This is a genomic window from candidate division TA06 bacterium B3_TA06 (genome assembly GCA_005223075.1).
In the GTDB taxonomy this organism is placed as follows: domain Bacteria; phylum Hydrothermota; class Tepidihabitantia; order B3-TA06; family B3-TA06; genus B3-TA06.
On sequence record NJBO01000014.1, the window covers coordinates 19,675 to 41,644 of the forward strand.

Genomic DNA, 21,970 nt, shown 5'->3' on the forward strand with positions numbered 1-21,970 from the left:
ACCAGCGGAAACATAAAAAGCCCCGCAAGGGGCTTGAAGGTTTAATTCTTGATTACCGGAAGACTTGAAATACAGGAAGTACCAAGGGCGGAAGACCCATCCGTACTGTTGAGTTCTGAACAAACTCTCGGAAGTAAGGCCAGGTATTGAGGGGAAGATTGACCTTCTCGAATATCTCAAACAGTTCGTCGGTCATTGGTTTCTCAGAGCGGTACTCCACTATAAAAGAACACTCTATTCGGGCGTAGTGTTTTCCTGACTCCCCCTTCACTACACCAAGCTTATACGTATGCCTGACCGTAAACCCCTTCTCGGTGGGTTTGTATTCTGCCGATCTTTCAAGGGAGAGGGGCAAATCCTCCCCAGGTGACGGGGGGAATTTGGCAACGAAGGCAGCTTTCCCAGTATGAAGACGGACAGTTTCCAGTTGCAAGGTTTTAATGAGTTCGTTGTAAGCCTTGCGGATTTTTGCCTCGGAATCCTTTCCCGCTTGAGTATTGCTCATTTATGCCGCCATCGCGTAGGATGGCACTAGCTCTTTTCCGCGGATTGGTTGTATTTCAAGCCGATATTGGACTTCGCAAGCCCGCGTTCTTTCTCCAGGCTCGGGAATGCGTATCCCCCTTTGGAAGGCTGTCTTAATCCATCCACGACGAGCGTCATCGATTAATTCTAACGCTTCTTCTCGAGTATCTCCTTGTGTCATACATCCAGGCAGGTCTTCTATTTCTGCAAACCAACAATCTTCTTCCTCTATGAGTGTGACGGTATACCTATGCTTAAGATAATCCTCTAGGGTTTTGCTTCTCATCTTTGACCTCCACGTAGTTCAGGACAAAAGCGCATAACGTTTCTTCGAACTTTATTAAAATAGTTCTTCCCCACTTTTCGCCCTTTCTCCGTGGGAATTGCTTTTATTTCATTCGGGGCCTTATCTATCATATAATGGAAATGACCTCCGACGACATTCACTTTTTTGTAACCGCAATCCTCTAAAATGTGTATTATGGTCTCAAAACGCATATCCGCAGGTTCAGGCTTGCGGAAAAGCAATTGGACCCTTTTTTGCTTACGAGTCATGCTTATATAGTTAAGTAGAACCGTGGATATTAAAGGGATTGCACGGGATCTCATGATAGCCCCACGATTCACCACTCATCAGGCGAAATTATAGGACAATCCGCCGCGGTGTCAAGCCCCTCTCTTTTGTATGATATCATTTTTCTCCTTTCGGTATGTCCCATTATCCCTTGAATCATGACGATGTCCATAGAAACCTGAAGGATTCATTGCACCTAGCCCCTTGAATCGAAAAAGAAGAGCAAAGACTATGGATAGCTAGGGGCAGGGCTATGTACCGAGTGCCGAGCGGTTCATCGAACTGAACGGCGGCAGCCTGCCCACAGAAATCGCCGCCGGCTGGTTCGTGGAGCGGCTCGTCCCCTTCCTTGTGCCTAAGGATTTTGTCCCCCTGGCCCTTCGCTGCACCGGCTCAGAGGACGCCGACCCCTGCTTCATCGCGCTGAGAAGGAAGTAAAGTTTAATCTGATCCAAATTGCTTCTCTGCTTGCCAGGAAACGAAGTCTAGGTTAGTCTCACGAGGAAAAGATTCCATTTCAGTCGAGAGAAACTCATCTAATTTATTCGACTGATAAATATCCAAGTCAGTTTCTTCATGGATGCCTCTCCGAACAAGTAACTTCATAAGAACTAACCGGAAGATGTAAATTGCAATTTCCATATGGCGACCAGCATACGGATTTGTCGTCCAATCAAGGTCCTCCGGATGAATTTCCTTGCCATGAGCTACTTTGTTTCGCAGTCTATAGAATTGCCTCATCCAATATACCTTCCACGACTTACCAGTGTCAGGTTCTTGGATTTGTTGATTTTTGGCAAAGAGCTCCTCAATTTTTTGGCTGAGTTCTTCAGTTTTATTGCGCTTTCGGATATCTAGGAGAATTTCGAAAGCCGTCGCCAAAATAACGACTTCAGCAAGTATGGAACCCAAAGGATAATCGGTGTAGGCACTGTTAAACTGCGCTAATGCTCTGAAAATACGACGGGTGAAGGTGTTGAGTGGGGATTTCAGAAGTTTACCTAAGGAAGAAAGAAGTGAGTCATCTCCTTTTACTTCATCATCCGTACATTCTCTCGGTTTTATAACCGGAATAGGTGGAAATTCTCCAATCAATCGACTCCCATACCTTGTTCTCAGCTGCCGAGCTGTAACCTCGGTTCCTAATTGAATCCCGTGCCAATTAAAATCGGTATAGTTATTATAAGATCGGATATAACTAATAGTGGGCTTTTGGGATTCGATGGAAGTCCGAACTATATCCGTCTGGAAAAGCGTAGATAAACATAATGAGTCCACCGCCATTCTGAAGCACTCGAAATCTTCTTCCTTAAACCAGAGGCCTCTCTTTAAATATCTCTTACGATGACTAGCGATGCAAAGCGACTTGCAGGGATCAAGTGACCACTTCTTACTTTTGAAGCTATATCCAGTCTCTCTAAAATGAGCATGAAGAGTATCCTCTATCTTCCCAATCAGGGGTTTATTCACATATTTGTTTCTATCCTTTGGCCAGCGCCAGAAGGTAAACGGCCCGACTTCGATCTCTTCTGCCAATCTAAGCCAAGGCAAAACTGCAAGGAATTTAGGTTGATCTTTCGCCATTTTCTCCTCCTGGTTTTAATCACCCTCCCCTTAATCCCCTCCCGTCAAGGGAGGGGTAATACTAGGCCCTAGACACACCTCCCCCTTGACGGGGGAGGGTAGGGTGGGGGTGAAGATTCATTCCAACATTTTTTGCACCGCCACCACGCGGCCGATGATGCGGTCGTCCTCGCCCAGAACGTGAGGCGGGTAGTCATGATTAGCAGGAACAAGGATGTGAACGATCTTTTCTCCATGCTGAGTGATCTTGAGCTCCTTGATGGTCGTCTCGCCATCTACAAGAACTACCACAATAGCGCGGTTAGGAGGCGATGGGTCCGGGCATACGATAACCCTGTCGCCGTCTGCAAGCCGCGGCTGCATCGAGTCGCCGTGAACTATAAGCGCGAAGGTCTGAGGGTGCCTTGCGGTAGGCGCAGGCACTGGCAGATACTCAAGGATCACCTCAGCCGTGTAGTGAGGGAACCCGGCAGGCACCTGACCAAGCACCGGAATCCAGCGAACAGGTAAACGGTCGGATTCGGGTACCTCAGGGACTTGCTCCATCTCACCCTCACCGGTCACAAGCCAGTGAAGCGAAACCTCAAGCTCTCGTGCGATCCTCACCAGGAGTTCCACGTCAATCCCGCGCTCGCCGCGCTCATACCGCACAAGCGAGTTGCGGTGGATCCCCAAACGAGCGCTCAGCTCCTCCTGGTTAAGCTCCCTCGCTCGCCGTGCAGCACGGATGCGCTGACCTACCATCTTGTCCGAGGTTTGTTCTCCAAGCATCTTATCCCCAATCGGCTGTGGAAAGGCTCATAAGACACCCAATTGGTTACAATTTAGCCCTAAACACCTTGACATGTCACCCGTTTGGGTTATAATTAGACCGATGACTGAAACCATTTGGGTGATTTTACTCATAAAACTCCCTATGTCAAGGGGGTAATGGGGTAATAATGAAGAAAGAAGCGATCAAGAACCTCTGTTGCTGGCGGGACGCGGACCGGGTGCTGGCCCGGATCGCCAGGCTCCAGGGGCGTCTGAGGCGGATGAGAGCAAGGGCTGATGAACGAATCTCGGCGATCGAAGAGAGGGTGGGGGAAGAAAGCGTTGAGCTCCTGTCCGAGATTGCCGACATCAGGCAGGAGCTAGAGTGTTTCTTCAGAGAGAACGCAGATGGTTTAAGGTCGCGTACCCTGCCTAGAGGCCGGATAGGGCTGAGGTTCATGACGAGGCTTGAGATCTCAAGGCCCAAGACAACACTGCGAAGGCTTGCACAAAGGGGGCTTGGCGACTGCATCCGTGTAAGGCAGGAGATCGATCGTCAGGCATTGCGAAGGCTGGATGCCGAGACGCTAAGGAGCGTAGGGGTCAAGCGAGTCTCGCGCGAGACCTTCTACGCCGTTCCAAAGGAGAATGGAGGATGAAGGAACGCAGCGTGGCAGAGGTAGCGGCTCAAATCGAGGCCAAACGACGCGAGCGCGATCGGATCATCTCCCGGCAGAGCTTCTACTGCACGAGGCGCAAGCGGCTGATGTCCCCGGCTCGCTGCCATGACTGCTTTGCCGTCCTTCCATATCTGGAGCGCCTCACACGCTGGAACGAAAACAGGATGCGCTGCGTAAAGGCTCATCGCGCCTCCCACCTGCAGAAGGAGAAGGGCGAGAGAGATGTATCCTCCCCCTTGATGGGGGAGGATAAAGGAGGGGGTGAAAAGCCCTTTCCGCCTGTATTAGAAAGCTATTCTATCGACGAGTATATGAGCCGTGGTCTGCTTGAGTTCCTGCTTGACCTGGACGTGCTGGCCCAGCGATTCGAGATATGGTGGGTAAACCTCGCCGACGCGGCGCGCGAGCGGGTGCACCGAAGTGCAGAGACGCATGAGATGATCCTGTGGCTTGCGGAAAGACTGCAGGGGTTCCAAAGGACGGTGCTCCTTATGGGGCGGCGGCCTGAGGAACAGAGTAAAGATCAAAAAAAGGAGGAACAATGTGGGGTGAAGAACTAACAGTTAACCTGTTTGGAGTGACGCTTTTGGGCAGCGTGATCGTTGCCGCTATCGTTGCCAAGCTAAAGGTTTGGCTTAAGACCCAGGGCTGGGTAAACACCGCTTTAGCCCTTGGGGTTGGCGTGGCCCTCGGAGCGCTTCTGTATCTTATCCAACTTTTACTTGCCCAGGCGGGTATGGTTGAACAGGTTATTCCCCTGATTGCGGCGCTCGTGCAAGGGCTTTTCTCAGGCGGGATAGCCGCAGGCCTGTGGAAAGCAGCACGCACCCTGGGACGAAAGAGATAACCATGCCAAAGGGACAGACGCCGATCACGGTAAAGATATCAACCATCGCCTCTGTGGTGCTTCTGCTTGGGGCCACAGGGGCGGCGGCCTTCATTGCAGGATACAGCCTTGCCTTCTCTAAAGTCGCCGATGTTTATGCCGAGACGAGCGTTCTTTCGGCGCAAGCCGCAGAGCTTGAGGCCCAGATCCTGCATCTAAAAAACTACGCCGTGCTCATAGACGCGATCGCCATACAGGGCAAGGCCGCGTCCGAACTCCAGGATCTACCTTACCCCTCATCGAGGCAAGAACCACAAGATTCAAAGGAAAGCGAGGCCTCATCCCAAGAGGGAGCCTCGCTTGAGTAGTCATGCATCTTTTGGGTATCCGAGAGGCGGCTGCGATCCTGCACTGCCACCCCTATTCGATATACGCGGCGATCTACGAGGGACGCCTGAAAGCCGTCAAGCTGCGCGGCACTGTCCGCATCAGCGCCGAGGAGGTTGAAAGAATGCTTATCCGGAAGGAAAAGCTTGAGCGCAAGCTCTCGATCTCAGAAGCGGCGAAGATACTGGCATGCTCGCAGTCCACCGTGCTGCGCTTGATACACGAGCGTAAACTGAAGGCGGAGCTCATAAGGGGCCGCTACCGCATAAACCCGGAAGACCTGGAGACCTATGTACTTTCGCTACCGAACATATGACACCCCACGCGAAAACTCCGTTTTCCCGCGGGGACCCCTAAATCCTCACTTTCTCCTGTGGAGAAAGGATCGGAAACAAAATTGGAGGTGAAGATGAAAAGTCTTAAACCGATCGAGAAGGAATTCAGCGCGGCAGGCGGTTCCATGTTATGGCTTACCAACGTCCTGAACCGTATGCCGGTATCAACACCCTCCTTTCTCGAACGCCACGAGGGACGCGGATTGTGGGACGTGTTTGAAGAGATGATGGCGGATCCACATATCCAGAGCTCCTTCCGCTCGCGCCGTGCAGGCGTGGCCGGACGAAGCTGGGAGGTGGTGGCGGCGGACGACTCACGAAAGGCACAAAAGATCGCTGAGTTCGTTCGCAAAACCCTGGCCGCCATCCCCAACTTCGAGCACGCGCTCGCGCATCTTCTCAAGGCCATACCCTACGGGCACAGCGTTGCCGAGATCATGTGGCGCATAGATGCCGACGCTGTAAGGGTGGACGCACTCAGAACCCGTCGCCCTGAACGGTTCCTGCTTGAGAAAAACGCAGAGCTCAAGCTGCTCGATTCCCAGACCGGCCAGACCAAGGATCTGCCAGACCGAAAGTTCATCTGCCATCGAAACGAGCCTCAGGACGACGTGCCCTACGCAAACCCGCTGCTCTTATCCCTTTACTGGCCGTGGTACTTCAAGAAGCACGCCTCCGCGTTCTGGATGGTTCTGGCAGAGAAGTTCGGTATCCCGAGTGTTATCGGTCGCTATCCCGCGCACTTCACCGACGCAGACGTGCGAAACCTGGTCACCGCGCTTGTGAACCTTCAGCAGGACTCAGTCGCGGCCGTCCCCCAGGAGACGAAGGTGGAGCTGGAAAGCATCCAGGTGGGCGAGAAGGGTTCCTTCTTCCGCGAGCTCCTAGACTTCATGAACGCGGAGATTTCAAAAACCGTGCTGGGTGGGACGTTGACTCAGGAAGTTGGCAAGGTGGGGTCTTATGCAGCAGCAAAGACCCATCAGGAGGTTCGCCAGGAGATAATCGCAGCGGACGCAAGGTTACTCCACACGACCCTGAACTCGACACTCATCCGCTGGCTTACCGATTTCAACTACGGCCCGAACGTTGCAGCGCCGCATTTCGTTGTCGACTACCTGCCGCCGCGCGGCACAGCGGAGTTCGCACAGACATTAAAGACATTATCGGAGATGGGCTATCGGGTCCCCGAGCGCTTCATCGCCGAGACCTTCGGCCTGCCCGAGGAGGAGGCATCAACAGAGAAGCAAGGGGAGTAAAGTTAGGTAAGTACCCTGTCAGCCTCAAAGGCAGGGTACTTACACTGTCCATGGTCAATACATCGTTACCAGGTAGAAGGGGGTTGAGGTCGTCGAGGAGTAGTACCGGGAAGAGAATAAAGTTGTCATTAAGTTGATTGTAACCGAGGGAACGGAGTTTATCAAGAGGAGAGAGACTTCCCATACCCTTACCGAAGTGCGGTCGTTTTACGTTGTAGATATACTGCCACGCCTGAGCTGATCTTAACATGTCATCAGCATTGTTCCAACTGAGTATGCAAGGTAGATAAAACTCCTCATCATCGGTAAGGTGACTTCTTTCTACACGACCGTTATACCCCTTACGTCCCAGGGGTATCCTTGCCAGCACAGCGTTCCAGGGGCTGTAGAGGGTTTCTTGGAGTCTCTCCAGCGTCCTTTGGCTCTTTCCACCGAACTCTTTCTCCCTCCTTTTCTCCTTCGGAGAAAAGATCGGGGTCCCCAAGCGGTTGCAAAGCAACCGCTTGGGGTGATAGGGCGTCTTGCGAGGCGAGATATGAGGACGACGGGAACGATCCATGAGTCCTTTTTCTCCCTCTGCTTCGTAACGCCTGATCCACTTACGCACCACCTGACGTGAAGTTCCCATCTGGTGAGCTGTTGCCGAAATGCTTGCACATCGCGGGTAAGTCTCTATAATCATACGTCTTGCCTGGATGGGGTTCATATTGTGTAACCTCTGGTAAGATACTTGCATAGGCGGTGGATCTCCTTGGTTAATTCCTTTTTTGTAAGTCTACAGGAGATCCCCGCTTTTTCTAATACCCTCTTCACCCTCTCACCCACCTGGTAACTATCTATTGGCGCACAGACTAAACGAGCTTGACAAACATCCTACAAGCCGTAATATAACACGTAATGGTTCGCACGAAACGAACCTGGGTATTGGTTTTTCCGGTAAGGAGGAAAGTCTATGCCGACGGGCAAAGTTAAATGGTTCGACAACAAGAAGGGCTACGGCTTTATTGAGCTGGATGACGGGGCGGGTGACATCTTTGTTCACTACTCCGACATCCTGGAGGAAGGGTTCAAGTCGCTCTCCGAAGGAGATGCAGTTGAGTTCGAGATCTCCGAGTCCGACCAGGCCCGCAAAGCGATTAAAGTCAAGAAGATTTAGTTCCAGCAGCGATCCGGGCCGGGCTCCTGTCCATGTCTACATAGCCCTGGGAAGTAACTGGGGCAGGAGAGAGGGGTTTTTAACCAAGGCCCGCATGCTTCTCGAAGCGCAAGGAGTAAGAATCCTTAACGCGTCATCTATCTATCGCACCTTCCCTGAGGGCTTTCGCTTCCAGCCCTCATTCCTTAATCAGGTATTGGCAGCCGAAACTTCCCTTTCTCCCCTTGAGTTACTTGAAGCCAGCAAGCAAATCGAACTCAGATTGAATCGCATACGGCCATTCCCAAACGCGCCCAGAACGATTGACATTGACCTGCTTTTCTATAATAATGTGGTGATGGATACCCCGACGCTCACCCTGCCGCACCCAAGAGTTGCGGAACGCGCCTTTGTACTCGTGCCCCTTGCAGAGATAGCGCCTCGGATGCGGCATCCTGTTCTTGGTCTGAGCGTTACCCAGATGCTTTCTAAGGTGGACACCAGCTGGGTCAGGCGATGGCGGTGAGGAAGAACCTTGTGTGTGTCGAGGGAGTGATCGGTGTGGGCAAGACAACCCTTGCCTTAAAGCTTGCTCAGGAGTGGGGGGCGGTGACGTTGCTTGAGGAAGCCCTGGAGAATCCTTATCTTGAGAGATTCTACGAGGACCCGGAGACGTTTGCGTTCCCGGCCCAGCTGCACTTTCTCTCCTCCCGTTTCAAGGAACTATCCAAACTCAAGCAGACCAGCCTGTTCGAACGGGTGGCGGTAGCCGACTACACCTTCCAGAAGGACTGGGTTTTCGCATCCATAAATCTATCCGACTCGGACTTCAAGGTATACGAGAAGATGTATGCCGAGATGCTTCCCCAGGTTCCGTTGCCTGATCTGGTGATTCTGTTGCAGGCAAGGGTTGAGAGTTTGATGCGCAGGATCGCCAGGCGCAGTCGGTCCATGGAGCGCGGTATCGCCCGCGAGTATATCGAGAGCCTTGCCGAGGCTTACAACGGCTTCTTCCTTACCTATTATCAGGGGCCGCTCCTGGTGGTGAACACCGACAACCTTGATCTGGACCAGAATCAGGCTCATTTTCAGAGACTGCTTTCAGAGATAGACGCCACCGGTCAGGGCAGGCGATTTTTGGGATCGGCATGAATACCCCACGTATCTTTACCCCACACGTCTGTTACACCCGACGGGGGTGCAGGCACAGCCGTGCGGGGGCCCCATATAACCTCTCCAAGAAGGAGTAAGAGGAAGATATGAGTCATACTCCTTCGAAAGATGCGAAAATCAAGCCCTTCACCGTTCCCCGTATCCGCAGACTGAAAGGTAAGGAGCGCATCGCGGCCATCACCTGCTACGATGCCAGCTTTGCACGATTGATAGACCAGACCCCCATCCAACTCGTGCTGGTTGGCGACTCTGCGGCCAACGTCATCTACGGTCTGGATACCACCCTGCCTATCTCTATAGATGAGATGCTCATGCACACCCGTGCGGTGGCCGCGGGATTAACCAAGGCGCTTCTTGTCGGGGATATGCCCTTTTTATCCTACCAACCATCTCCTGAAATTGCCATCACCAACGCGGGCCGGTTCCTTCAGGCAGGTGCCAAGGCGGTCAAGGTAGAGGGCGGCGGCCCTCACATCAGAGAAATCATCACAAAGCTCGTGGAGATCGGCATCCCGGTGATGGGCCATCTTGGGCTTACCCCTCAATCCGTTCACCGTTTTGGAGGTTTCAAGCTGCAGGGTAAGAAGGCATCCGACGCGGAACGTATGCTGGCCGAGGCAAAGCTTTTGGAGGAGGCGGGCTGCTTCTCCTTGGTTCTTGAAAAGACACCATCAAAGCTTGCAGCAAAGATCACCTCCAGTGTCTCTATCCCCACTATCGGCATAGGCGCCGGTCCCTCATGTGACGGTCAGATACTTGTTCTTTACGATCTTCTGGGCCTTGACCCAGCATTCAAGCCTCGCTTCGTGCGCCGCTACGCCGAGCTTGCAGGCATAATCCTCGACGCGCTGGCACGCTACGCCTCCGATGTGATGGCCGGTAACTTCCCATCGGATAAGGAAAGCTTCAGCTGACATTCCTCTACTCTACAATCCCAAGGAGTACCGTTATCTGCAACGTGAGTTAACAGTTGACATCCGGGTTCCTCAGGCCTATAGTTATATAGGATTATGAAGATGAAGAAGTTGTGCTTGACCGCCTTTGTGGTCTTTATGTCTATCTCTATCCCATCGAGCGTTCTTTATGCCCGCAAACCTTCGAGGGTGGAGGAGCAGCTGCGGGTCGCGGAGGCAAACGAGTTGCAGCTCCTTATAAGCATGGACGGAGAGATGCTTTTCGGCAGGATCACGAAGATCGTTGCCGATTACGTCCACTTTGAGACAGACGGGGATACGACAATTATCTTCATACCTCAGATCAAGGAGGTCAGGGAGGTCACCTCCGACAACATAAAGAACGGCAGGTACTGGTTTCCCAACCCCAACGCCACGAGGCTGTATCTATGTCCCACCGCTCGTTTGTTACGCAAGGGGCAGGGCTACGTTGCAGCTTACTATATCCTTGCACCTTTAGTTGCATACGCGGTGACGGATAACTTTACCATTGCGGGAGGAGCTTCGTTTCTTACCGCGGTTAATTTCGGCGGAGCCTACTTATTACCTAAAGTGGGTGTAGCTCTTGGAGAATACGTCTCGTTATCCGCAGGAGCTGTGGCTGCACAGGGGTTTGGCCAGGAGGGTTTCAATCCGACCCTTCTTTTGGGTTATGGTGTCGGCACCTTTGGGAGGCCCGATGTCAGCATTAGCGTTGGTGCTGGTTACGGTGTTTCCCGGCTATATACGCAAGGGCCCGAGGAGAAAACAATGTTCTACTCTACACCTGGATTCATGTTGGGCGGCGAGTTAAGGGTGACGCGAAAGATAGCATTAGTCACCGAGAACTACTTCATTAGGGAGTGGGGGAACTACAGGCCGGTTATCTCCTACGGGATGCGCTTCTTTGGCGAGACCTTCAGCCTGGAGGGTGCTTTCATCTACACCAAGGATTTAATTGACGAGTTTCTGGGATTTCCATTCGCCAGCATCGTCTACAACTTTTAGACACCCCACGAAGTCACTACGTGACTCCGCGGGGACCCCGGGATAAATACTCCTTTTGACCAGAGGTCAAAAGATCGCAGGGAAAAACGTAGGGGCCGACTTGGGCGCCTTCGGCGTCCGCTTCGCGTAAGTCGGCCCGCTTACTATCTTATGAGAACAACCTTCTGTGTTTTGGATGACGCATCCCCCTCCACCCGTGCGAAATACACTCCTGCTGGGAGATGGGAGGAGGGCTGGGAGGGCGTCCAGATGCCCTTGCCTTCGATGGTCTCGGTAAGCACGCGGCGGCCATCCGCGGAGTAGAGGGTAAGCTGCGCCTCGCCCGTAACACTCCCGGACACGTCGTAGAAGAGCCGGTTGAGGGATGCCTCAAGCTGGATGGGGGATTCGGTCTGGATGGGAGATTCAACTACCCCTATACCCATGTCCCAGTCGGTGATTAAGGCCCAGGCCTCACAGAGGCTATCGGGCGTGGAACGGGGATATACCCATACGATTCGGTCGTCGCACACCCCTACTGCAGGTACAAAATAAGTGCCCAATAGGGTATCTATTCCGAAAGGTGCCGTATACTCGAAAAGATTAGTCCGCCGCCACGGCTCGTTGTTGCGAATCTCGCCAAGCATACCCGCAGGATGGCCCCATATCCAGTCTGGATTGTGCTGACGCCAAGTTCTAAAGTGCGTTTCAGCAAACCGCCCGTCTGAAGAGAAGGCAACCGAGAACTGCTTTCCCCAGCGAACGTCCCACGCGAATACTATAGTATCCACCGCCACCAAGCGTGGTGGATAGGACGCCAACCCGCGATGGCCGAACACTCGACCCATAAGTCCGCCGTACAACCAGAATGTCACAAAACGGTCATTATCAACCCAAAAGGGGATGGCCCACCTGAAGTTTCTCCACTCATCCAACTGATGCCCCCATGGTCTCCAGGACAGGATAGGTTCATCTGCGGCATTAAACACCTGAAACCGCCGATACACCGAGTCCCGGTCACCCCAAATCTCATTAAGCCAGGTTACTGCCACGTCGCCTGCATCGTTCAGCGCCACCCTGGGATAGTAGGAGAATACACACTCCGCATCACAAGTCAAGAAGGGCCGGTCTTCAGGATAACCATCCAAATCAAAACGCTCCACCCACACGTAGTTCAAAATAGGGGGAGGGGGGGCAGGCTTTATCTCACACCAGGTTACTACGAACTCCTCGTTATTGTTGAGGCTCAGGTCAAATGGGCTTGGTCTCTGCGTGTGCTTACCTAAGAGTATGCTGGCAACCAAGTTGTGCGCAGAGTCAACAGGGCTGCCGTCAGGGGCAAAGCGCTGAAAACGAACATACCAGGCATACCAAGACTCATCCTCCCTCCAGATCGGCTTATCCGCCCAAAGCAGGATAGTGTTGCCCGTGGTGTCCATCTCAAGACAGGGGTGGCGAACCCACGAGGTGTCCGCAAGCTTTGCGATCTTATAAGCCTCGGTCATTGGATTTCCATCACGATCAAAGAAGCGGATAAAAAGCTCCAGCTCTAAATCGTCAGGATTGAAGGGATCGCCGGAGGTTATGTTGTCTACCCAGGCCACGGCAAAGTGGCCATCAGGAGCCATGGCTGCACAAGCATATGTCTGATGATGGTCAGGCTGGCGTTCTGCTATCCGAAACGGCTCCACAAGAACACCGCCGCACAGGGCTAAAGCCAAAAGACTTATATTAAGCATTACTACCTCCTTTTGTCTCAGTATAAGCCGGTTCTGCGGCAATGTCAAGGCCAGGAAAGCAGGAGGGGCAAAGCCCCTCCTGCATAGGTTAGGTTACTTAGTCCTCGTAGTAGGTCCGCTTGCCGGAACAGGTGCCGTCTCCAGTAACGAGAACAGGCCAACCGCTCCAGGTTACCATCCAGGTTCCTTCATAGGTAGGATCGGGCTCAGTGTTGTAATTGAATGTAGCTTCCCAGGTGCCGCCGAAGTCGAATATCTTCACCAATTGACCGTGCTCGTTGTATTGAGAGCCATCGCCGTACCAGTAACCTTCGCCTTCTTTTGTACCGCTTGTGCCGTACTCCTTTCCGCCGGTGGTGAGTGTGTCGATGTAGACAAAGATGCTGTCGCCAGGACGAGCAACACACACGAAAGCGACAGCAGGTATCTTGACCCAAATACCAAACGTATCCCGGTGTGGAGGGGAGATGGTGTAGGTGGAGTCATCAACCTCGAGGACGCTCCACACAATCGTATAGGTCTTGCCATTGTAGTCTAGTTCTCCTGAGTTGAACCAGCCGTCCCATGATTCGTAAGAATAATCATCACCGTAAGCGTTTGTAGCGGCCACGAGCATCACCGCAACCGCGGCGATGATAAGGAGAGTCTTTTTAGACATTGTGTCCTCCTTTGTTTAGGTTTGTTTTTAGATATTCGGGGATTCCTGTATTCCCCCAATACCCTCCTCATAAGTCTATTGTAAAAAAAGGGGACTTTGTCAAGTGATTTCAAGTTACTTTAAATCTTTTACTAAAAAGTAGTATTAAATCTTGCGAGCTAGAAATGATCTGGCCATCGCCTGCCGCACAGACTGTGTTTTGTTGACAATCGGGGAATTATTCAGTAAGCTCCGGCGATGTGGCGGATGGTTTCTCTAATCCTTGCTCTGGGATGTTTTTTGGCTCTCTCCGCCTTCTCCTATGAGGGGCCGGTGCAGGTCGTGCGCTTCAGTGACGATGAACCGAACGGGCTTGGTTTCATTCGGGAGGGAGCAGGACACGGGCCTTTGAGGCTTCTTGCCTGTGATAGTCTCCTCTATCTCTTGGCTCGACTAGATCACTGTGCCTATACCTTCGATCGTCGAGGCAGGCTCATTGATTCTCTGCGTCTTGATTTCTGCCCGGCGGATATGGCCTGCGACGACGAAGGTCGTCTTCACATCCTCCAGTATAGGGTGCAGCCCCAGTTCATAGCTGTCTACGAAAGGGGTAGGGAGGTCCAGCGTCGCGAGTTCGATCTCCCGGGGAATCGGCTCATGACCGAGATATGTTTTTCCCCCACCGCCGAGCGGTTGCTGCTTGCAGGCGGTTACACCTACCGGCTTGTGCCCGGGCAGGAACGGGACATACTCTTTGCCGCGGGTGAGAGACCGGGTCGTTTTCATCTCACAGATACCCACATAAGGCGCATCCAGGATACCTGGGAGGTCGAGTTTACAGCAAAGACCTCCTCTGGGGTGGTAGGGCCGGTTCGTCTTGAACCTCTGGAGCGGGAGCTTTTCCAGTTCCACACCGACGATCGAGCGGGCCGAATATACATCGTCGGCACCTCTATCCAGACCGATGAGGAGGGGAAAAGCTACATCGCCCGAAGAATGCTCGTGCTGAAGGATGGCAAGCCTCTTGCAGAGCTGCGCGGCATTGAGCCTGGGCACTCGTCCTACGACTACGCCAACCGCGACATAGCAGTTGCACCTAATGGCGACCTTTACCTCTGGATGACCCACTTCTCGGAAGGCTACTCCGAGATACTTTACTTCAAAGCCCGCCCAATAACCTCTCTCAGGAACTAAAAGCTCCCCTGAGGGAGGTTGGTGTTACGGGTGTTACGGGTTGACAATCCTTGAACTGAGCTTATTCTCATAATGATGAAGAATATTCTTCCCCTGATCCTTTTTGCATCATCCCTTTTGGCTCTGTCCTACGAAGAGCCGGAGGTTGTGGTGGAGCTGGCAAAAGGCTCTGGCAATTACGAGGTTGGGCTTGCGGAAGAGGATGTAGCGATAGGCCCTTACCGGTTGGTGGCCTTAGACTCTACCATGTATCTCCTTGACCAGCTCAACAAACGCGTACTTTGCTATGATACATCCGGCTCGTTTGTCCGCGAGATAAAGACGGCATTCCGTCCTTTTGACATGGCAGTAGACCGTTCCGGACGTATCTATCTTTTAGAGAACCGCACCCAACCCGCGCAGGTGGCGATCCTCAAGGACGGCAAGGAGATTGAGCGAATCAAGATCAAGTATGATGCCAAGCACCCCCTCACTGCCCTGGTTGCTCATCCTGGAGACAGCTTGTTGTTCTTATCGGGGAGCGACCTTTTACAGCCGGTTCCGGAATCTGCCGGTATCCTTGGTTATATCCCTGAGCGCAAGACCTTCAAGCTTAAGCGGGTTGAGCTGGAATCCCTCCAGGTTTTAGAAGCCAGTGGGTTAAGACCTCTGGGCATCGTGACCCGGTTTGAAGGCCGCACCACCGAGATCCTTTTATGTTACGGCGACGGTCGGCTATGGGTAGGCACCGAGACCTATATCCAGGACAAATCCGGTTCGTTCAGCATGCGCGAGGTGATAGTTCTCGATGAATCCGCAGAAGATGAAGTTTATCTGCCCATCCCCTCAAGCTACTACTTCTACGATACAGGCTGGCGCAACGTTTCGGTGGATTCGCAGGGCAATATCTACGTGTTCACCTCAACCTCCGAGGGCAAGGCTTCTATACTGAGATGGCGCGTGTCTCCTTAGTCCTGTCCCTTCTAGTCTCCGCACTTTGGGCAGCTCGACCGGATAGTATTAATTATGTAGGGCCAGAAGAGGTGGTGAGATTCGCTGTTGGGTCTGGACCGTATGAGATAGCGATTGAAGGGGAGGATACTCTCAAAGGTCCTTGCCGGTTAATTGCTACGGATACACGGTTGTATCTATTGGATCAGTTAAACAACCGGGTGCTTTGTTACGATACGGCAGGCATATTCGTTGACCAGTTTAAGACTCCTTGTGATGCGGTCGATATGGCGCTCGACAGTTATTCTCGTTTCTATTTTCTTGATAATCACAATCAACCAGCGACAGTGGTTGTTACCGAGGCAGGTGAAGAAATCACTCGGTTCCAAGTAAAATATGATGAAAAGAAGATCGTTAATGGGTTAGTTATTCATCCGGGGGATAGCTTGGTTTTTATCGTAAATCAGAGTGGGTTTTGGAGATTGACGGATGCTTTGGATTCTAAAGGGAGGAAAAATCGAGAGATTTTTTGTTTTGAACGAGCAAGATACCCTGTTACATATGCAGATTTACGTATGGATTTTGACGGTGAAGAATGTTCAGGTTTTACTTTGAACCGAGAAATAGGAAGAAAAAGTTCTAATTGCCTATCGTTTCTTAACGATGTTACTACCGTACGTATCCTCTCCTGGAGCCACGCAGAAACTAGATACCATGAGACAGGTTCACAGGTTGTGAGTAATAGTATATTGATTTTTGCAGGTAATAAGGGGTGCAAAATTATAAAAAATCCTCCGGGAAGTTACTATGAAACAGTACACTGGCGCAACGTCTCAATAGACTGTCAGGGTAATGTTTATGTCTTTGATCTTAATTCAGAAAGAAAGGCTTGCATCTTAAGATGGCGACCCTCCCCGTAACACTCCTTCGTTTGATTCTGCTCGTTCTGGGCGGGTTGACTTCGATAAAGGCAGTTACCCGCAAGGAGATACTGGCTAGGGCTAAAAGCTTTGCCGAACTCACCTGGTTTGCGGACTCGGCAAACACCGTGGCCTGGGAGAAGATGTATGAGCGCTACGGGTGCGAGGAGCATCTAATTCGGTGTCTCCACACGGTTGCGTAGCAAGCGTGTGGGGTGATAAGTTGACAACCTCAACATAGAGCGTAGAATCTGTTTACACATCACGGAGGAATATTTGGATCTATTCAAGAAATGCGAGGACTACTATCCCATAGTAGCGCGTGTGAAGAATGAGGGTTACTACCCATACTTCATTCCTATAGATTCTCAGCCCGACCACAACGTAGTTATTGACGGCAAACGTATGATAATGCTCGGCTCAAACAACTATCTGGGGCTTACCGCTGATCCCCGGGTCAAGGAGGCGGCGATCCGCGCCACCGAGAAGTACGGCACCGGATGCACCGGCTCGCGGTTCCTCAACGGAACCCTGGACATACACATCGAGCTTGAAGAAAAGCTCGCCAAGTTTGTTCATAAAGAAGACTGCATCTGCTTCTCCACCGGCTACCAGACCAATCTGGGCTCCATCTCCGCCCTGGTTCAGAAGGGGGATTACGTTGTCACCGACAAGCTTGATCACGCCTCCATCATAGACGGGGCATTCCTCTCCCGTGGCGCGATGAAGCGGTTTGTGCACAACGACATGGATTCGTTACAGCAGGTCCTGGCCTCTCTTCCAGCTGATGCGGGCAAGCTGGTTGTTGTTGACGGGTTGTTCTCAATGCAGGGAGACATCGCCCCTCTGCCTGAGCTGGTGCCTTTATGCAAGCGCTACGGTGCTCGGATTATGGTGGATGAGGCGCACTCGGCAGGGGTGATGGGTCCAACTGGCGCGGGAGTTACCGAGCACTTCTCTCTCTCAGAGGAAGTAGACCTTGTTATGGGGACATTCTCCAAATCGTTTGCCTCGCTTGGCGGCTTTATCGCCGGCGAGAGGAAGGTTATCACCTTCATCCGACACAACGCTCGTTCGCTTATCTTCTCTGCTTCAATGACTCCGGCATCGGTGGCCTCGGCATTGGCCGCGCTCGAGATCATAATAGCAGAACCACAGCGCCGCGAGCAGCTCTGGCGCAACACCCGAATGATGCTTGATGGCCTGCCCAAACTGGGATTTGATATCGGCACATCCGAGTCTCCGGTTATCCCCCTTCATATAGGCGACGACATGAAAACCCTTTTCTTCTGGAAGGAACTCCACCATGCGGGCGTATTTGTTAACCCGGTTCTGCCGCCTGGGGTGCCGCCCGCCCGCTGTCTTATCCGCACAAGCTGCATGGCCACTCACACCGAGAAGGAGCTGCACCGTGCGCTTGAGATATTCCAAAAGGTGGGCGTAGAGACAGGAGTGCTATGATTAGGATACGACGTGTTCGCGGCAAAAGAGATCTGCGTAGATTCATAAAGATGGCCTGGTCGCTCTACAAAGGCAACCAGCACTGGGTACCGCCTCTGATCTCCGATATGGAACAGATGCTTACCCCTGGCCGTAACCCTTTCTGGGAGAACGCCGAGCGCCAGCTTTTCCTCGCTCTGAAAGATGAGAAGATAGTGGGTCGGATCGCCGCCATCGTATCCTTCAATCACAACAAGCTTTATAACGAGAAAACCGGCTTCTTCGGGTTCTACGAGTCTGCGGATGACCAGGATGTCGCCCATGCCCTGTATGAGGCGGCCGAAGAGTGGCTGGCTGCCCTGCAGATGACGCACATGCGTGGGCCCATGAACCCCAACATCAACGAGGAGATAGGGTTCGTTGTGGATGGGTTCGATGAGGACCCGTTCGTGATGATGCCCTACACCCTGCCCTACTATCCCAAACTGGCCGAGAAAGAAGGTCTTGCCAAGATCAAGGACGTCTACTCCTACTGGGCACCGACCGCTGCCGGGATGCCTGAAAAGGTGGAACGGATTGTAAAAACGATCAAGAAGCGCTATAAGATAACCGTTCGGCCTGCCGATATGAAGAATATTGAGGCTGAAACCGCGCTTATAAAAGAGGTATACGACGAGGCGTGGAGCCAGAACTGGGGCGCGGTTCTCTTTACAGACGCAGAGTTCGATTTGATAGTCAAAAAGCTCAAGCCCGTTGTTATTCCGGACTTCGTGCCAATAGTTGAGCTTGACGGCAAGGTGGTGGCGATGGCCGTTGCCACACCCGACGCTAACCAGATACTGCGCTACGCCAACGGCAGGCTGTTCCCGTTCGGGTTCATCAAGGTGTTACTTAACCAGCACAAGGTAAATCGGGTTAGGATCATGATCCTCGGGGTCCTGTCTGCCTACCGCCGCTACGGTTTTGACGCGCTTCTGTACTACGAGCTGTTCAAGGCGGCTGAGAGACACGGGTTCGTTGGCGGCGAGTTCAGCTGGATTTTAGAGGACAACGTGAAGATGATTAACCTCATCGAGAGCTGGGGCGGCAAGATAACCAAAACCTACCGGGTATACCAGAAGCCGATCAAACCGGTGGATCGCTCAAAGCGTAAATGGGATTACCTATTTTGATACCCCGATTATAAATGCTCCTTTTCTCCTCCGGAGAAAAGATCGCAGTAAATAAGGGGTATATGGACTCTGAGGAGAGATATTTTTCGGGGTGTTTTATCCCCCCCCTTTATCCCCCTCCACTAGCAGGTAGGGGCACGGCATGCCGTGCCCCTACAATTTTTATCGTGGGGGAGCGAGTAGGGGCGACGCATGCGTCGCTCCTACAATCTATTGCGTCTTGATGATCTTACCGACCTGGTGCCTTCCCTCTTGTGGTTTGTAGATACCAAAATAGACCCCTGCTGGAAACCCGGAGAAGTCAACGTCAACGTGGCCGTAAACCTCTATTGGCGCTTGAACCCTTCTACCGGTGCTCGCTTCATAAATTGTTAAAGTCCCTCTTTGTGGGAAGGTGGCTTGGTAGAGGTTTGAGCTTTTTAGGATAACATTACTTAGCTCTGCAGGTCTTTGGGTTGGAGTTTCTTCTTGAACTCCTGTGATTATTTGTCTTGTTGCGTGGAGGTAGACTTCATCTACTTCTAAAACATTTGCAGTGATTGTCTTGGGGATATTTTCAATGTAAAACCTTAGGCTTTTAACCTTCTTCTTTCCGAACCCCAAACTTCCCACAAACTCCCTTAAATCCTCTTTAAATTTTTGCTCATACCATACCTGTTGTTGAAAGATTCCCGCAACATTCCTAACCCCTCTGTGTTCAGAGCTTTCCAAATCTTCTCCGTAAGCGTAAGTTAATGTATCTCCATCCTCTGTTGTAAGATCCACTCTTAAATTCCAATAGTCAGAACCAAAATTGGGATAAACATAAGGGTTTGCAGCAAACAATAAAGAGTCTAACTCTTCTAGTTTTATCGTGTCTTCTGTAAATAAATCGATTCCTATTTGGGCAACTGCCATACTTCCCCGATCATCGTCTGCCTTTATCCGAGCCTGAAAATCTCCCCTAAATGGTCTTACTTGTTCATAACCGGAGTAGTGTAATCTAATTTCGCTATAATTCCCGCTAATAATTTCCCCCACCCAATCCATCTCACTTTCAGAAAATTCAAAGCCAGAGTTTGTGTCTCCGATTAGCTCAAAATATTCGTAGGTTGTGTCGTCTGGCATCATAACCTGCCCTGCCTGAACTGGCTCTTGCTGGTTGCTAGGATTATAATCATTTGCAAGGGCTTTTGGGGCTGTTAATGCTAAGCCTCCTACTATTGCTCCCACCACCAAAACCGTTGATTTCAAACTTCTGCTTCTCAAGATTCCCTCCATGCAAAATACTACGCGTTGCATTGGGTTTGTCAACCCCGCTTTGAGGGTGGGAGGGCGCGCTCTCCAGACCGCTAATTCCTTTGGTGTGCATCAACTATGTTATGCGGCAACGACACGGTCGTTGCACTCCATATAAATCTAATCAGCGTAAATCTGCGTCATCTGCGGATAAAAATGGTGAGACCGCCCTCCAAGGGAAGCGGAAAATGAAAAGCTTTTTTAACCGCATACGTCCGCGCCGCGTACGCCAGGGGACCCCGATCATTCACTTATGAAATGACCACCTTTTGTCCAACTTTTGTCCACCTTTTGGCCACCTTTTGTCCACCTTTTGTCCACCTTCTGGTTAGGTTTCACAACCAATAACACCCCTCGCGCCTGTAAGCTTTTATGCCTGAAAAAGGGCAGGCTAGATGTTCAGCCGGTCGGAGTAGGCACCCAGGATGGGTACACGCCAGAGATCGCCGTTTGCCGCTCTGATTGCAGCTACAATCGAGATAGCTATATAAACCAGATAAAGGAATCCCTCTACTACCCAGAACGCAGTTCCGATGGGTTTAATCCATCCCAGGATTAATTGCAATATCCGGAATGCAAGCACGGTCAACGCAGCTGCTGCGAAGATCACAAGGGCCTGACGACCATGGTGCTTGACCAAGGTGCTGTCCCCTGAAAGGAAAAGTGGGATAAAGAACAGAGGCGGTATGTAGCCTATCGCGGCCAGCACATTCTTATTCTCACTCATACTGTATTAATTCTATCACAAAGTCCGTCGATGTCAACCTTATAACACCCCGTACCCCTTCGGGGCATCTCCATAACTTTCTGGGGCTAACGCCCCTTAATCAAGGACATAACACCCCGTACCCCTTCTCCTTTTGCTCTCCGGGCAGAAGATCACAGGGAGTGAAAATTTATTCCGCATGGTGTGTTACGGGTTGACATTGTCCGTGCTATGGTTATCTTTAGGTAATCATGAGCCGCGAACTTGACCGAAAGTTGCTTGCCCGTCTGGACGATATGGCCCCCGCGCTGGTCCGTAGTTTCCGCATTCTCGATCCACGCGGGCCTGCAGGGCTGGATATCACATTGAATCAATACTTTGTGCTTTCACTTTTGGCCCGCAAGGAGAGCTTTGGTATGGGTGAGCTGGCGCGACAGATGGGAACATCCTCAGGCAACATGACCGCGATGGTCGACAGGCTCCTACGCTCCGGCTTGGTAGACAGACAACGTTCGGAGAAAGACAGGAGAGTAGTAACCGTAAAGCTCTCCCATACGGGCCGGGAGCTGGCCGGGCGTGTGCAGCGCGTAACCAAGGCGGGGATGCGCCGCATCATGCGTCGGATACCGGACGAGCAGAAGGTGGCCTTTTTCGATACCCTTTCTGCGATCGTTGCCGTCCTTGCAGAAGGTCGTCGGCCTCGCAGACGCTTAAGGCCTATCCGGAAGACATTAAAGAAGGCAAAACGTCAGGGACAGTGATCCCAAAGGTTGACAGAAAGATAGTTACCTGGATTGATAAAGT

At 51.9% G+C, this 21,970-nt stretch carries 26 protein-coding genes and 1 pseudogene; 17 read left to right on the plus strand and 10 right to left on the minus strand.

The annotated features are described in order from the left end of the window. Positions 1 to 52: 52 nt before the first annotated feature. From CEE36_08450 to CEE36_08470, 5 genes and pseudogenes are all read right to left on the minus strand, one after another. A complete protein-coding gene (locus CEE36_08450; protein ID TKJ41336.1) occupies positions 53 to 505 on the minus strand; it encodes a hypothetical protein in 453 nt (150 codons plus the stop codon). Between the two features lie 96 nt (positions 506 to 601). Further along, a pseudogene (locus CEE36_08455) lies at positions 602 to 811 on the minus strand (hypothetical protein). Continuing rightward, the gene (locus CEE36_08460) at positions 808 to 1,134 is read right to left on the minus strand and encodes a hypothetical protein (GenBank protein ID TKJ41337.1); all 327 of its coding nucleotides are present in this window, start codon (positions 1,132 to 1,134) and stop codon (positions 808 to 810) included. Before CEE36_08460 ends, CEE36_08455 begins: the two are co-directional and overlap by 4 nt. Before the next feature lie 406 nt (positions 1,135 to 1,540). Beyond that, positions 1,541 to 2,683, minus strand: coding sequence for a hypothetical protein (locus CEE36_08465; GenBank protein ID TKJ41338.1), 1,143 nt, complete (start codon positions 2,681 to 2,683; stop codon positions 1,541 to 1,543). A 117-nt stretch (positions 2,684 to 2,800) separates the two neighbouring features. Continuing rightward, positions 2,801 to 3,454, minus strand: coding sequence for a hypothetical protein (locus CEE36_08470; protein TKJ41339.1), 654 nt, complete (start codon positions 3,452 to 3,454; stop codon positions 2,801 to 2,803). Positions 3,455 to 3,624: 170 nt separating this feature from the next. Between CEE36_08470 and CEE36_08475 the strand changes: the two genes are divergently transcribed. The 6 genes from CEE36_08475 (at position 3,625) to CEE36_08500 (ending at position 6,923) form a co-directional block, all read left to right on the plus strand. After that, a complete protein-coding gene (locus CEE36_08475; GenBank protein TKJ41340.1) occupies positions 3,625 to 4,095 on the plus strand; it encodes a hypothetical protein in 471 nt (156 codons plus the stop codon). Next, positions 4,092 to 4,676 (plus strand): hypothetical protein, encoded by a 585-nt coding sequence (locus CEE36_08480; GenBank protein ID TKJ41341.1) that lies wholly within the window; start codon positions 4,092 to 4,094, stop codon positions 4,674 to 4,676. The genes CEE36_08475 and CEE36_08480 overlap by 4 nt, the downstream gene beginning before the upstream one ends. Before the next feature lie 26 nt (positions 4,677 to 4,702). Continuing rightward, a complete protein-coding gene (locus tag CEE36_08485) occupies positions 4,703 to 4,963 on the plus strand; it encodes a hypothetical protein (GenBank protein ID TKJ41342.1) in 261 nt (86 codons plus the stop codon). A gap of 2 nt (positions 4,964 to 4,965) precedes the next feature. Further along, positions 4,966 to 5,310, plus strand: a complete 345-nt coding sequence (locus CEE36_08490; protein TKJ41343.1) for a hypothetical protein — start codon at positions 4,966 to 4,968, stop codon at positions 5,308 to 5,310. Positions 5,311 to 5,312: 2 nt separating this feature from the next. Beyond that, complete coding sequence (locus CEE36_08495; protein ID TKJ41344.1) at positions 5,313 to 5,645, plus strand: hypothetical protein; 333 nt, start codon at positions 5,313 to 5,315, stop codon at positions 5,643 to 5,645. 93 nt (positions 5,646 to 5,738) lie between these two features. Beyond that, on the plus strand, positions 5,739 to 6,923 hold the full coding sequence (locus tag CEE36_08500; protein ID TKJ41345.1) for a hypothetical protein: 1,185 nt from the start codon (positions 5,739 to 5,741) through the stop codon (positions 6,921 to 6,923). Here CEE36_08500 and CEE36_08505 read toward each other — a convergent pair. Continuing rightward, the gene (locus tag CEE36_08505; GenBank protein ID TKJ41346.1) at positions 6,862 to 7,659 is read right to left on the minus strand and encodes a hypothetical protein; all 798 of its coding nucleotides are present in this window, start codon (positions 7,657 to 7,659) and stop codon (positions 6,862 to 6,864) included. The genes CEE36_08500 and CEE36_08505 overlap by 62 nt on opposite strands. Before the next feature lie 216 nt (positions 7,660 to 7,875). Here CEE36_08505 and CEE36_08510 point away from each other — a divergent pair, with 216 nt between their 5' ends. The 5 genes from CEE36_08510 (at position 7,876) to CEE36_08530 (ending at position 11,171) form a co-directional block, all read left to right on the plus strand. Continuing rightward, positions 7,876 to 8,079: a cold-shock protein gene (locus CEE36_08510; protein ID TKJ41347.1), complete on the plus strand. Its 204-nt coding sequence runs from the start codon at positions 7,876 to 7,878 to the stop codon at positions 8,077 to 8,079. After that, entirely contained in the window at positions 8,012 to 8,584 is a 573-nt protein-coding gene (gene folK, locus CEE36_08515; protein TKJ41348.1) for a 2-amino-4-hydroxy-6-hydroxymethyldihydropteridine diphosphokinase, read from the plus strand. Before CEE36_08510 ends, folK begins: the two co-directional genes overlap by 68 nt. Then, positions 8,575 to 9,210 carry a deoxynucleoside kinase gene (locus CEE36_08520; protein TKJ41349.1) on the plus strand — a complete coding sequence of 212 codons (636 nt, stop codon included), beginning with the start codon at positions 8,575 to 8,577 and terminating at the stop codon, positions 9,208 to 9,210. Before folK ends, CEE36_08520 begins: the two co-directional genes overlap by 10 nt. Before the next feature lie 107 nt (positions 9,211 to 9,317). Beyond that, a complete protein-coding gene (gene panB / locus CEE36_08525) occupies positions 9,318 to 10,145 on the plus strand; it encodes a 3-methyl-2-oxobutanoate hydroxymethyltransferase (GenBank protein TKJ41350.1) in 828 nt (275 codons plus the stop codon). A 96-nt stretch (positions 10,146 to 10,241) separates the two neighbouring features. Then, positions 10,242 to 11,171 carry a hypothetical protein gene (locus CEE36_08530; GenBank protein TKJ41351.1) on the plus strand — a complete coding sequence of 310 codons (930 nt, stop codon included), beginning with the start codon at positions 10,242 to 10,244 and terminating at the stop codon, positions 11,169 to 11,171. Between the two features lie 143 nt (positions 11,172 to 11,314). On the opposite strand, the gene CEE36_08535 is transcribed toward CEE36_08530, so the two are convergent. Both CEE36_08535 and CEE36_08540 read right to left on the minus strand, forming a co-directional pair. Further along, on the minus strand, positions 11,315 to 12,889 hold the full coding sequence (locus CEE36_08535; GenBank protein ID TKJ41352.1) for a hypothetical protein: 1,575 nt from the start codon (positions 12,887 to 12,889) through the stop codon (positions 11,315 to 11,317). A 97-nt stretch (positions 12,890 to 12,986) separates the two neighbouring features. Next, positions 12,987 to 13,547, minus strand: a complete 561-nt coding sequence (locus tag CEE36_08540) for a hypothetical protein (GenBank protein TKJ41353.1) — start codon at positions 13,545 to 13,547, stop codon at positions 12,987 to 12,989. 237 nt (positions 13,548 to 13,784) lie between these two features. Here CEE36_08540 and CEE36_08545 point away from each other — a divergent pair, with 237 nt between their 5' ends. The 5 genes from CEE36_08545 to CEE36_08565 all read left to right on the plus strand — a co-directional run bounded on the left by CEE36_08545 (position 13,785) and on the right by CEE36_08565 (position 19,182). After that, complete coding sequence (locus CEE36_08545; protein ID TKJ41354.1) at positions 13,785 to 14,720, plus strand: hypothetical protein; 936 nt, start codon at positions 13,785 to 13,787, stop codon at positions 14,718 to 14,720. 75 nt (positions 14,721 to 14,795) lie between these two features. After that, complete coding sequence (locus CEE36_08550; GenBank protein TKJ41355.1) at positions 14,796 to 15,671, plus strand: hypothetical protein; 876 nt, start codon at positions 14,796 to 14,798, stop codon at positions 15,669 to 15,671. Between the two features lie 868 nt (positions 15,672 to 16,539). Next, positions 16,540 to 16,773, plus strand: coding sequence for a hypothetical protein (locus CEE36_08555; protein TKJ41356.1), 234 nt, complete (start codon positions 16,540 to 16,542; stop codon positions 16,771 to 16,773). A 202-nt stretch (positions 16,774 to 16,975) separates the two neighbouring features. Then, positions 16,976 to 18,031, plus strand: coding sequence for an 8-amino-7-oxononanoate synthase (locus CEE36_08560; GenBank protein ID TKJ41378.1), 1,056 nt, complete (start codon positions 16,976 to 16,978; stop codon positions 18,029 to 18,031). Beyond that, the gene (locus CEE36_08565; protein ID TKJ41357.1) at positions 18,028 to 19,182 is read left to right on the plus strand and encodes an N-acetyltransferase; all 1,155 of its coding nucleotides are present in this window, start codon (positions 18,028 to 18,030) and stop codon (positions 19,180 to 19,182) included. The genes CEE36_08560 and CEE36_08565 overlap by 4 nt, the downstream gene beginning before the upstream one ends. 210 nt (positions 19,183 to 19,392) lie before the next feature. Here CEE36_08565 and CEE36_08570 read toward each other — a convergent pair whose 3' ends face one another. Both CEE36_08570 and CEE36_08575 read right to left on the minus strand, forming a co-directional pair. Then, entirely contained in the window at positions 19,393 to 20,430 is a 1,038-nt protein-coding gene (locus CEE36_08570) for a hypothetical protein (GenBank protein ID TKJ41358.1), read from the minus strand. A gap of 421 nt (positions 20,431 to 20,851) precedes the next feature. Then, complete coding sequence (locus tag CEE36_08575; protein TKJ41359.1) at positions 20,852 to 21,187, minus strand: hypothetical protein; 336 nt, start codon at positions 21,185 to 21,187, stop codon at positions 20,852 to 20,854. A gap of 230 nt (positions 21,188 to 21,417) precedes the next feature. Here CEE36_08575 and CEE36_08580 point away from each other — a divergent pair, with 230 nt between their 5' ends. Beyond that, positions 21,418 to 21,927, plus strand: a complete 510-nt coding sequence (locus CEE36_08580; protein TKJ41360.1) for a hypothetical protein — start codon at positions 21,418 to 21,420, stop codon at positions 21,925 to 21,927. Positions 21,928 to 21,970: the final 43 nt, after the last annotated feature.

What these genes read in the sequence shown, in the direction of transcription:
- CEE36_08450 (TKJ41336.1), bottom strand. Translation starts at nt 505, where the DNA reads ATGAGCAATACTCAAGCGGGAAAGGATTCCGAGGCAAAAATCCGCAAG.
- CEE36_08460 (TKJ41337.1), bottom strand. Translation starts at nt 1,134, where the DNA reads ATGAGATCCCGTGCAATCCCTTTAATATCCACGGTTCTACTTAACTAT.
- CEE36_08465 (TKJ41338.1), bottom strand. Translation starts at nt 2,683, where the DNA reads ATGGCGAAAGATCAACCTAAATTCCTTGCAGTTTTGCCTTGGCTTAGA.
- CEE36_08470 (TKJ41339.1), bottom strand. Translation starts at nt 3,454, where the DNA reads ATGCTTGGAGAACAAACCTCGGACAAGATGGTAGGTCAGCGCATCCGT.
- CEE36_08475 (TKJ41340.1), top strand. Translation starts at nt 3,625, where the DNA reads ATGAAGAAAGAAGCGATCAAGAACCTCTGTTGCTGGCGGGACGCGGAC.
- CEE36_08480 (TKJ41341.1), top strand. Translation starts at nt 4,092, where the DNA reads ATGAAGGAACGCAGCGTGGCAGAGGTAGCGGCTCAAATCGAGGCCAAA.
- CEE36_08490 (TKJ41343.1), top strand. Translation starts at nt 4,966, where the DNA reads ATGCCAAAGGGACAGACGCCGATCACGGTAAAGATATCAACCATCGCC.
- CEE36_08495 (TKJ41344.1), top strand. Translation starts at nt 5,313, where the DNA reads ATGCATCTTTTGGGTATCCGAGAGGCGGCTGCGATCCTGCACTGCCAC.
- CEE36_08500 (TKJ41345.1), top strand. Translation starts at nt 5,739, where the DNA reads ATGAAAAGTCTTAAACCGATCGAGAAGGAATTCAGCGCGGCAGGCGGT.
- CEE36_08505 (TKJ41346.1), bottom strand. Translation starts at nt 7,659, where the DNA reads ATGCAAGTATCTTACCAGAGGTTACACAATATGAACCCCATCCAGGCA.
- CEE36_08510 (TKJ41347.1), top strand. Translation starts at nt 7,876, where the DNA reads ATGCCGACGGGCAAAGTTAAATGGTTCGACAACAAGAAGGGCTACGGC.
- folK (TKJ41348.1), top strand. Translation starts at nt 8,012, where the DNA reads ATGCAGTTGAGTTCGAGATCTCCGAGTCCGACCAGGCCCGCAAAGCGA.
- CEE36_08520 (TKJ41349.1), top strand. Translation starts at nt 8,575, where the DNA reads ATGGCGGTGAGGAAGAACCTTGTGTGTGTCGAGGGAGTGATCGGTGTG.
- panB (TKJ41350.1), top strand. Translation starts at nt 9,318, where the DNA reads ATGAGTCATACTCCTTCGAAAGATGCGAAAATCAAGCCCTTCACCGTT.
- CEE36_08530 (TKJ41351.1), top strand. Translation starts at nt 10,242, where the DNA reads ATGAAGATGAAGAAGTTGTGCTTGACCGCCTTTGTGGTCTTTATGTCT.
- CEE36_08535 (TKJ41352.1), bottom strand. Translation starts at nt 12,889, where the DNA reads ATGCTTAATATAAGTCTTTTGGCTTTAGCCCTGTGCGGCGGTGTTCTT.
- CEE36_08540 (TKJ41353.1), bottom strand. Translation starts at nt 13,547, where the DNA reads ATGTCTAAAAAGACTCTCCTTATCATCGCCGCGGTTGCGGTGATGCTC.
- CEE36_08545 (TKJ41354.1), top strand. Translation starts at nt 13,785, where the DNA reads ATGTGGCGGATGGTTTCTCTAATCCTTGCTCTGGGATGTTTTTTGGCT.
- CEE36_08550 (TKJ41355.1), top strand. Translation starts at nt 14,796, where the DNA reads ATGAAGAATATTCTTCCCCTGATCCTTTTTGCATCATCCCTTTTGGCT.
- CEE36_08560 (TKJ41378.1), top strand. Translation starts at nt 16,976, where the DNA reads ATGATAATGCTCGGCTCAAACAACTATCTGGGGCTTACCGCTGATCCC.
- CEE36_08565 (TKJ41357.1), top strand. Translation starts at nt 18,028, where the DNA reads ATGATTAGGATACGACGTGTTCGCGGCAAAAGAGATCTGCGTAGATTC.
- CEE36_08575 (TKJ41359.1), bottom strand. Translation starts at nt 21,187, where the DNA reads ATGAGTGAGAATAAGAATGTGCTGGCCGCGATAGGCTACATACCGCCT.
- CEE36_08580 (TKJ41360.1), top strand. Translation starts at nt 21,418, where the DNA reads ATGAGCCGCGAACTTGACCGAAAGTTGCTTGCCCGTCTGGACGATATG.